The sequence below is a fragment of the uncultured Acetatifactor sp. genome (assembly GCF_948601915.1).
GTDB lineage: Bacteria > Bacillota > Clostridia > Lachnospirales > Lachnospiraceae > Acetatifactor.
Window position 1 is genome coordinate 1 of sequence record NZ_CAPDXS010000149.1, and the last position, 7,980, is coordinate 7,980.

A 7,980-nucleotide genomic window follows, 5' to 3' on the forward strand; every position below is an offset into this window, starting at 1 on the left:
TGGTTACGGCCATTGTGGGGATGATTGGTATCAGGCCCACCATCGCGGCCATCCAGGCGGGAAAGGACATCGCCCTGGCCAACAAGGAGACTCTGGTCACGGCCGGGCATATCATCATGCCCCTGGCCCAGCGGTGCGGCGTGGCCATCCTGCCTGTGGACAGCGAGCACAGCGCCATCTTCCAGTCCCTGAACGGAGAGGTGGCGGACAGGAGCGGGCAGCGGGCCGGACTGTATGAAAAGGCGGGCATCGAGAAGATACTGCTGACCGCCTCCGGAGGCCCTTTCCGGGGGAGGACAAGGGAGCAGCTGCGGGGTATGCGGGCGGCGGATGCCCTGAAGCACCCCAACTGGTCCATGGGGCCCAAGGTCACCATCGACTCCTCCACCCTGGTGAACAAGGGGCTGGAGGTCATGGAGGCGAAATGGCTCTTCGGCGTGGGGCTGGACCGGATTCAGGTAGTGATCCATCCCCAGAGCATCATCCACTCGGCGGTACAGTATGTGGACGGCGCGATCATCGCCCAGATGGGGGTGCCGGACATGAAGCTGCCCATCCAGTATGCCCTTTTCTATCCGGAGAGGCGGCCCATGGAGGGCCAGCGGGTAGATTTGTTCCGGCTGGGGCAGCTCACCTTTGAAAAGCCGGACACGGACACCTTCCCGGGCCTCGCCCTGGCCTATCGGGCGGCGGAGGCGGGAGGCAGCATGCCCACGGTGTACAACGCGGCCAACGAGAAGGCGGTGGAGCTGTTCCTGAAGGGGGAACTGTCTTACCTGGGGATAGCGGAGCTGATAGAGGAGGCCATGGGGAGGCATAAGGTGATCCCGGATCCCACCGTGGAGGAAATCCTGGAGACAGAGCAGGAGACATACGCCTGCGTCATGGAAGGGAAAGGGAAGCAGGGCTGAGGGCAGCCCGGGACAAAAAGAGGTATGGTTAGGAAGGATTGACGGATAAATGATGACTTTGATATTGTTCATTGTGATATTCGGGGTGGTGGTGATCGCCCATGAATTCGGGCATTTCCTGTTGGCCAAGGCAAACGGCATCCATGTGGTGGAGTTCGCTGTAGGCATGGGGCCCACCCTTGCAGCCTTTCACAAGAAAGGGACGAAATATTCGCTGAAGCTGTTCCCCATCGGCGGCGCGTGCATGTTCGAGGGGGAGGACGGGCTGATGACGAAGGAGGGGGAGGACAGCGAAGGGTCTTTCCTGAACGCCAGCGTCTGGGGCAGGATCTCCACGATCGTGGCAGGGCCGTTCTTCAACTTCATCCTGGCGTTCATCATCGCCTTCATCATGGTGAACATGAAGGACATCATCGCCATACGCGACCCCATCGCCACCCAGGTGGCGGAGGGAGGCGGCGCGGAGGCGGCAGGCCTTCAGGACGGCGACCGCATCATCTCCATCGATGGGGAGAAACTCTACCTGTACCAGGAGATTTCCCTCTATATGCAGGCGTCCTATTCGGGCGGCGATGTGGAGGTGGTCTATGAGCGGGACGGCCAGCGGCACACGGCCATGGTGACGCCCCAGTACGATGAAGCGTCAGGAATCTATCTGCTGGGCGTCATGAACGCGGACTTCCGGGAGCTGAAGGGGATAGAGACAATCAAGTACGCCTGGTATGAGATGCGGTATTCCGTGAAGGCCACCTACAAGAGCCTGGGGATGATATTCCGGGGCCGGGTGAGCCGCCAGGACGTGGCGGGGCCTGTGGGCATCGCGGTGAACGTGGTGGGCAAGACCTACGATACGGCCAAGGAATACGGCTGGCAGAGCGTGCTCCTGAGCATGCTGAACATCACGCTGATGCTGTCGGTGAACCTGGGGATCCTGAATCTCCTGCCCGTACCTGCGCTGGACGGCGGGAGGCTGGTGTTCCTGCTGGTGGAGGTCATCCGGGGGAAGCCTGTCCCGCCGGAGAAGGAGGGCATGGTCCATTTCGTGGGGCTGATGTTCTTCATGGTGCTGATGGTGTTCATCTTCTTCAACGACCTGTCGAATATCTTTATGAAATGACAGGGCATTCCTGAATTTCGCGGATTCTTTCGGAATGAACGCTTTTCTTCATTAATAAAACGGCACAGGCCAGGAAAGGGCATCGGCATCTGGAGATGCGGGCCTTTTCCGGCCGGGCCGGAATCTTTTTTGACATGTATGTTGTTTCTGGCCCATTGTCGGGTGTTCTTTTCAAGTAAATGAATTAAGTGAATTGAGTAAATTGAATCAAGTAAATTGAATCAAGTGAATTGAATCAAGTGAATTGAATTAAGTGAATTAAGTCGATTGCGTGGATTGAGCGAACCGCACAAATTGAGCGGATCGCTGTCAGGAAAATGCGGGCTGGCGGAAAGGGGGCTTGCAGGATGGACTATGAGAGACTGCAGCGCGGCGGCAGAGAACGGTATCTGGACAGGGCGGTGCTGGCCGGCCGGGGGTACGTCCGCCGTGGGCTGCTGGGGCAGGGGACGTATTCGGACGTATACTGCATAGAGGATGGGGCGGACGGCAGAAGGTACGCCTGCAAAGTCAGTTGGAGGGCGGAGATGCTGGAGCGGGAGGCACAGGTGCTGAAGGAGGTGCGGCATCCGCTGTATCCGGAATTCGCCGCGTTCTGGAGGGCGGCGGGCCTGGGGATACTGCTGCGGGAGTATGTGTCCGGCCGCAGCCTGGAGGAGATGCTGGGCAGGAGGCATTTCTCGGCGGCGCAGACGATCCGGGCAGGGCTGGAGCTGGCGGCAGGGCTTATGTACCTCCATGGGCTGGGGGAGGGGCTCCTGTTCAGGGACGTGAAGCCGGGCAATATAATCGTGGGGGAGGACGGCGGGCTGAAGCTGATCGACCTGGGATGCGTATGCCCCCTGGGGGCAGAGGTGGCCTCCCGGGCCGGTTCCCCGGGCTTCGCCGCCCCGGAGCAGCTCCGGGACGGGGGCGTTCTGTCCGCGTCCTGCGATGTGTACGGACTGGGGAAGACCCTGGAGGCCATGCTGGGGGATGGCCGGGCCAGGGGAGGCGGAGCCGGAAGGCCAGGCAGCGGCAGGCTGCGGGAGAGCCTGCTTCGGGCCGGGAAAAGCGGGGCGGGCACAGGCCGGGCCGGGAGAGGATGGGGGATACGAAGAGGATTGCGGCCGGACAGAGGGGCGTGCCGGATTGGGGAGCGGGAACGGGAAAGGAAGCTGCGGCGCATCCTGGCGGCCTGTACGGAGGAGGAGCCGGGGGAACGCATGGGGGATATGGGAGCGCTTGTGGAAGAGCTGCTGAAGCTTTCCGTGTGGGCATGTCCGGGGAGGCTCAAATCGCCCTCATAACAATAATCCCGTCCAGGCTCCCATAGGTCTCCACGATATGGGCATGCTCGGTGGGCTCCGCAAAGTGCAGGGTCATGGTGACGGAGATGGCGGCGTCCTTGTCCGTGGGATTCGACCGGGTCATCTCCAGATTGCTGACGGTGCAGTGGTTGCTGCCTGCGAAGGCCACGAATGCGCTCAGGTCGCTTACCTTCGTGAACTCTACGTAGATGGAGACGGTCTTGGCGTGGGTCAGGAGCCGCCTGTCTACGAAGCGCAGGATCTGGATGGAGACCCAGAGGGCGGCGAAGCAGATCAGCGCTCCCGAGTAGAAGCCCGCGCCCAAAGCCAGGCCCATGCAGGCCACGGCCCAGAGCCCGGCGGCTGTGGTCAGCCCCTTCACCTGGTTCTGCCTGGTGACCAAAATGGTGCCTGCCCCCAGGAAGCTGATGCCGCTGACCACCTGGGCTCCGATGCGGCTGGCATCTGCAGCCCCTGTGATATCCGTGACATAGATGCCCACCATCATGGACAGGGCGGAGCCAAGGCAGACCACCATATAAGTCCGAAAGCCCGCGGGAAGGTGCTTCTTCTCCCGCCCATAGCCCAGTATGCCGCCCAGCAGCATGGCCAGGAAGAGCCGGACGAAGGCGGAGAGGAAGTTGAGGCCGTACAGCATCATGTACAGTTCATGCAGTGTCTGATATACTTCATGTTTCATCCGTGTCCCTCCCAGGCCTGTCTTTATGAATTCTCATTATTGTATTTCAGGATGGCGGCAGTCTCGCTGTGGATTGCCGCCTGATTCTGCAAGTCCGTCCCATCCGTTGGTTATTATGGAGCGCAGAAATTTATATACGATTTCCCGATTATAGATAAGCGTCCGCTCGCTATATGCCAGATAACCCAGATGGACAGTCCAAGGTATTGATCTTCCTGTTGACCAAAGGAATCAGCTCCGCCTGGTATGCCTCCATTTTATCATGAAGCCCCGGGCAAGGCAAGCGGAATGCAGGGCTTTCGGAAGCGGATTTTGGGATGGAATTAAGACGGAATTCACAGATTCCGGTTGAAGATTTCCCGGAACAAGCCTATAATGGTATTGTGATTACAGGGTTCGCGAAGCGGTTCCTGTAATAGAACCATGATTACAGGGTTCGCGAAGCGGTTCCTGTAATGAAACCATGAGATTATGACAGCACACCAAGCAGAAGAAAGGAGATTCAAAAGATGCGTTTTTTCATCGACACAGCAAAGGTAGAGGATATCAGGAAGGCAAATGACATGGGCGTCATCTGCGGCGTCACCACCAACCCGTCCCTGATTGCAAAAGAGGGCAGGGTATTCGAGGAGGTCATCGCGGAGATCGCGTCCATCGTGGACGGCCCGATCAGCGGCGAGGTGAAGGCCACCACCACGGATGCGGAGGGCATGATCAAAGAGGGCAGGGAGATCGCGGCGATCCATCCCAATATGGTGGTAAAGATTCCCATGACAGTGGAGGGATTAAAGGCTTGCAAGGCTCTGTCCGCCGAGGGCATCAAGGTGAACGTGACGCTGATCTTCACGGCAAATCAGGCGCTGCTGGCGGCCCGGGCCGGAGCGGCCTTCGTGTCTCCCTTCCTGGGACGCCTGGACGACATCAGCCAGAGGGGCGTGGACCTGATCCGGGAGATCGCCGACATCTTCGCCGTGACGGATCTGGACACGGAGATCATCGCGGCCAGCGTCCGCAATCCCGTACATGTCACCGACTGCGCGTTAGCGGGAGCGGATATCGCCACAGTGCCTTACGGCGTCATCGAGCAGATGGTGAAGCATCCCCTCACCGACGCGGGGATAGCAAAGTTCCAGGCAGACTACAGAGCGGTCTTTGGCGAGTGAGGCAGGGCAGGGCGGAGATTTCGGCCCGGCACAGGATGACAGCCATATAAAAGCAGCCATATAGAAAGCTGCCACGGCTTTGGTCTTCGACCATCGCCATGGCAGCCTTTTGGGCGCTTGTCTGTAGGCACATATGCGCGTTACCGGCGCACACATACCTCTAGCGTCCTGGGATTATTTCAGCTCGGGGAGCCTTATTTCATCTGCTCTTCCTGCTTCTTGATCATACGACGTACCATCTCGCCGCCGATAGAACCGGCCTCGCGGGAAGTCAGGTCACCATTGTAACCCTCCTTCAGGTTCACGCCCAGCTCGGACGCAACCTCAGTCTTGAAACGGTCCATGGCTGCCTTTGCTTCGGGTACTTCTACTCTGTTCGTTCTGTTTCCGGACATCTTTTTCACCTCCAATGCTGTACATTACGTTATCTATCTTCAAGATAAGTGCCGCTTGCACTTATCCTGAAAGATTAGGTTTAAGTGTTTTGCTGCGACTTATCTTGGTCTTAGTATGACCCGGCGCAATGAAAATATGTTGGAAACATTTAGGGAAAAAATACCCGGGGGAATTCATTGCATTTACCGTAGCTTTGTGTTAAAATCGAAATATTCGTACATGCTTATAAAAGCGCTGCAGGGAAGCGGCACGGCCTGGAAGCCGGATCCATTCCGCAGCGGACTTTTCATAAAGTATATATGTACATAAACGGCATGACTTGCTGTGCTATGCGGCTGGCAAGAATTAAATGCCGTTTATTATAGAAACTGCCGCAGATGCGGTACGGGCCGCTGTAGAGCGGCAGTTGTAAGTGAGGGCTATATGTTGCAGTATATTGTGTCCGGAGAGCATTCCTCTCTTCTCGCCTTGGGCGGGATTCTGTTCGCGTTCATCGCCACAGTGTATACCACGGCAAAGCTCTGCCAGTACCTGCCCAAGGACGCTGGGCGGGAGTTCGCCCATGACGGCAAGCTGTCCGCCGGGAAGCCCAGAGGCGCTGGGATCATCTTCGTGCTGGCCTTTGTGGCATCGGCGATCCTGTTCGTGCCCATGAAGCCGGAACTCATGATCTATCTGATACTGATCGTCATCAGCATGCTGACTGGTTTTTTGGACGATGCCTCGGAAAAGCCCTGGGGCGAGCTCAAAAAAGGGATCCTGGATCTGTGCGTGGCCGTCCTGGTGGCCATGACGTTCCTTCATTATAATGACAATACCATTCAGCTTGCGCTGTTCCACCATGCCATGCTGGAAATCCCGAAGGCCGTGTTCGCCGTGCTGATCGTGGTGCTGGTATGGGTGTCCGTGAACGTGACCAACTGCTCCGACGGGGTGGACGGGCTCTCCGGGACGCTGACCATCATTTCCATCATGACGATCTACGTGGTGGACAGGATCCTGGGGACCGGGGAGGATTTCTCCTTCCTCATACTGCTGTTCGCCGCCTGCATCCTGGGATACCTGTGGTACAATGCCACGCCCAGCCGCCTGCTGATGGGGGACGCGGGCTCCCGGGCCATGGGCCTGTTCATCAGCATCGCTGTATTGAAGTGCGGCAGCCCCATCCTGTATATCCCCATCGCTCTGGTGCTGATACTGGACGGGGGCTTGGGGCTTGTGAAGGTGGGCCTGATCCGGGCTTTCAAGATCCGCATCATGACCAAGATACGCACGCCGCTCCACGACCATGTGCGCAAGGTGTGGGGCTGGTCCAACACCCAGGCCGTGTTCCGCTTCGCCATCATCCAGATCATCCTGGCGGTGGCAGTGGTGTACGGAATCGGGCTGTGAGAAATAGACGAAATATATTAGGAAAGGCAAATATCTGAAATGTACGATCAACTGACACCCAGCGATATCAAAAAGATGGAAGAGGAAATCGAGCACCGCAAGCTGGTAATCCGGCGCCAGGCCCTGGAGGACGTGAAGGAGGCCAGGGCCCAGGGGGACCTGAGCGAGAACTTCGAATACTACGCGGCCAAGAAGTTCAAGAACCAGAACGAGAGCCGCATCCGCTATCTGGAGCGGATGATCAGGACCGCCAGGGTCATCTCCGAGGATTCCGCCGAGGACGAGGTGGGCATCAACAATACGGTGACAGTGGAGTTCCTGGAGGACGGCCTGGTGGAGACCTACAAAATCGTCACCACCGTGCGGGGGAACTCCCTGGAGAACCTGATCAGCAACGAGAGCCCGCTGGGCAAGGCCCTCCTGAGAAAGAAGGAAGGGCAGACAGTCCATGTGCAGGTCAACAGCGCCATAGGCTATGACGTGAAGATACTTAAAATAGAGAATACCGCTGACGACGGCAGCGACAAGATTAGGAGCTTTTAGATGAAAAAATATCTGTTATTCGACCTGGACGGAACATTGACGGATCCCAAGGTGGGGATCTGCACCTGCGTACAGTACGCCCTCAGCTCTTTCGGGATTGAGGAGCCTGACCTGGACAAGCTGGAGCCCTTCATCGGGCCGCCCTTGAAGGACAGCTTCATGAAATACTATGACATGGACGAGGCCCGGGCGGAGGCTGCCATCGAGAAGTACAGGGAGCGCTTCCGGGACACCGGGATCTTCGAGAACAAGCTCTACGACGGCATTCCCCAGATGCTGAACGCCCTGAACTCCCAGGGCATGTTCATGGCTGTGGCCTCCAGCAAGCCCACGGAGTTCGTGCGGCGCATCCTGGATCACTTCGGAATCGGAAAGTATTTCAAGGTCGTAGTCGGAAGCGAGATGGACGGCACCAGGGTCCGGAAGGAGGAGGTCATCCAGGAGGCCCTAAAGCAGTTGTTCGGCAACT

9 protein-coding genes are annotated in these 7,980 nt (G+C 58.0%); 7 read left to right on the top strand and 2 right to left on the bottom strand.

All coding sequences use genetic code 11. From position 1 onward, the window contains the following. The 3 genes from dxr to Q2B33_RS19895 all read left to right on the top strand — a co-directional run. A partial coding sequence (dxr, locus tag Q2B33_RS19885; RefSeq protein ID WP_300914198.1) for a 1-deoxy-D-xylulose-5-phosphate reductoisomerase occupies nt 1-911 on the top strand: 911 nt, incomplete at its 5' end. A gap of 49 nt (nt 912-960) precedes the next feature. Then, nucleotides 961-2,028, top strand: a complete 1,068-nt coding sequence (rseP, locus tag Q2B33_RS19890) for an RIP metalloprotease RseP (protein ID WP_330684929.1) — start codon at nt 961-963, stop codon at nt 2,026-2,028. A gap of 347 nt (nt 2,029-2,375) precedes the next feature. Next, the gene (locus Q2B33_RS19895; RefSeq protein ID WP_300783513.1) at nt 2,376-3,317 is read left to right on the top strand and encodes a protein kinase; all 942 of its coding nucleotides are present in this window, start codon (nt 2,376-2,378) and stop codon (nt 3,315-3,317) included. Here the strand turns inward: Q2B33_RS19895 and Q2B33_RS19900 are convergent. Beyond that, nucleotides 3,301-4,017 carry an MgtC/SapB family protein gene (locus Q2B33_RS19900; RefSeq protein ID WP_300783515.1) on the bottom strand — a complete coding sequence of 239 codons (717 nt, stop codon included), beginning with the start codon at nt 4,015-4,017 and terminating at the stop codon, nt 3,301-3,303. The two genes, Q2B33_RS19895 and Q2B33_RS19900, sit on opposite strands and share 17 nt — an antisense overlap. Before the next feature lie 509 nt (nt 4,018-4,526). Between Q2B33_RS19900 and fsa the strand changes: the two genes are divergently transcribed. Next, complete coding sequence (fsa, locus tag Q2B33_RS19905) at nt 4,527-5,180, top strand: fructose-6-phosphate aldolase (protein WP_296458904.1); 654 nt, start codon at nt 4,527-4,529, stop codon at nt 5,178-5,180. 194 nt (nt 5,181-5,374) lie between these two features. On the opposite strand, the gene Q2B33_RS19910 is transcribed toward fsa, so the two are convergent. Beyond that, complete coding sequence (locus Q2B33_RS19910) at nt 5,375-5,575, bottom strand: alpha/beta-type small acid-soluble spore protein (protein WP_172485090.1); 201 nt, start codon at nt 5,573-5,575, stop codon at nt 5,375-5,377. Nucleotides 5,576-5,999: 424 nt separating this feature from the next. Between Q2B33_RS19910 and Q2B33_RS19915 the strand changes: the two genes are divergently transcribed. The 3 genes from Q2B33_RS19915 to Q2B33_RS19925 all read left to right on the top strand — a co-directional run. Further along, nucleotides 6,000-6,968 carry a phospho-N-acetylmuramoyl-pentapeptide-transferase gene (locus Q2B33_RS19915; protein ID WP_300783517.1) on the top strand — a complete coding sequence of 323 codons (969 nt, stop codon included), beginning with the start codon at nt 6,000-6,002 and terminating at the stop codon, nt 6,966-6,968. 39 nt (nt 6,969-7,007) lie between these two features. Beyond that, nucleotides 7,008-7,511: a transcription elongation factor GreA gene (greA, locus tag Q2B33_RS19920; protein WP_296458918.1), complete on the top strand. Its 504-nt coding sequence runs from the start codon at nt 7,008-7,010 to the stop codon at nt 7,509-7,511. Beyond that, on the top strand, nt 7,512-7,980 hold a 469-nt coding region (locus Q2B33_RS19925; protein ID WP_330691405.1), incomplete at its 3' end, for an HAD hydrolase-like protein.

Bases quoted from the DNA above. Each gene is read 5' to 3' on its own strand.
- Q2B33_RS19895 (WP_300783513.1), top strand. From the start codon at position 2,376: ATGGACTATGAGAGACTGCAGCGCGGCGGCAGAGAACGGTATCTGGAC.
- rseP (WP_330684929.1), top strand. From the start codon at position 961: ATGATGACTTTGATATTGTTCATTGTGATATTCGGGGTGGTGGTGATC.
- greA (WP_296458918.1), top strand. From the start codon at position 7,008: ATGTACGATCAACTGACACCCAGCGATATCAAAAAGATGGAAGAGGAA.
- Q2B33_RS19915 (WP_300783517.1), top strand. From the start codon at position 6,000: ATGTTGCAGTATATTGTGTCCGGAGAGCATTCCTCTCTTCTCGCCTTG.
- Q2B33_RS19900 (WP_300783515.1), bottom strand. From the start codon at position 4,017: ATGAAACATGAAGTATATCAGACACTGCATGAACTGTACATGATGCTG.
- Q2B33_RS19910 (WP_172485090.1), bottom strand. From the start codon at position 5,575: ATGTCCGGAAACAGAACGAACAGAGTAGAAGTACCCGAAGCAAAGGCA.
- fsa (WP_296458904.1), top strand. From the start codon at position 4,527: ATGCGTTTTTTCATCGACACAGCAAAGGTAGAGGATATCAGGAAGGCA.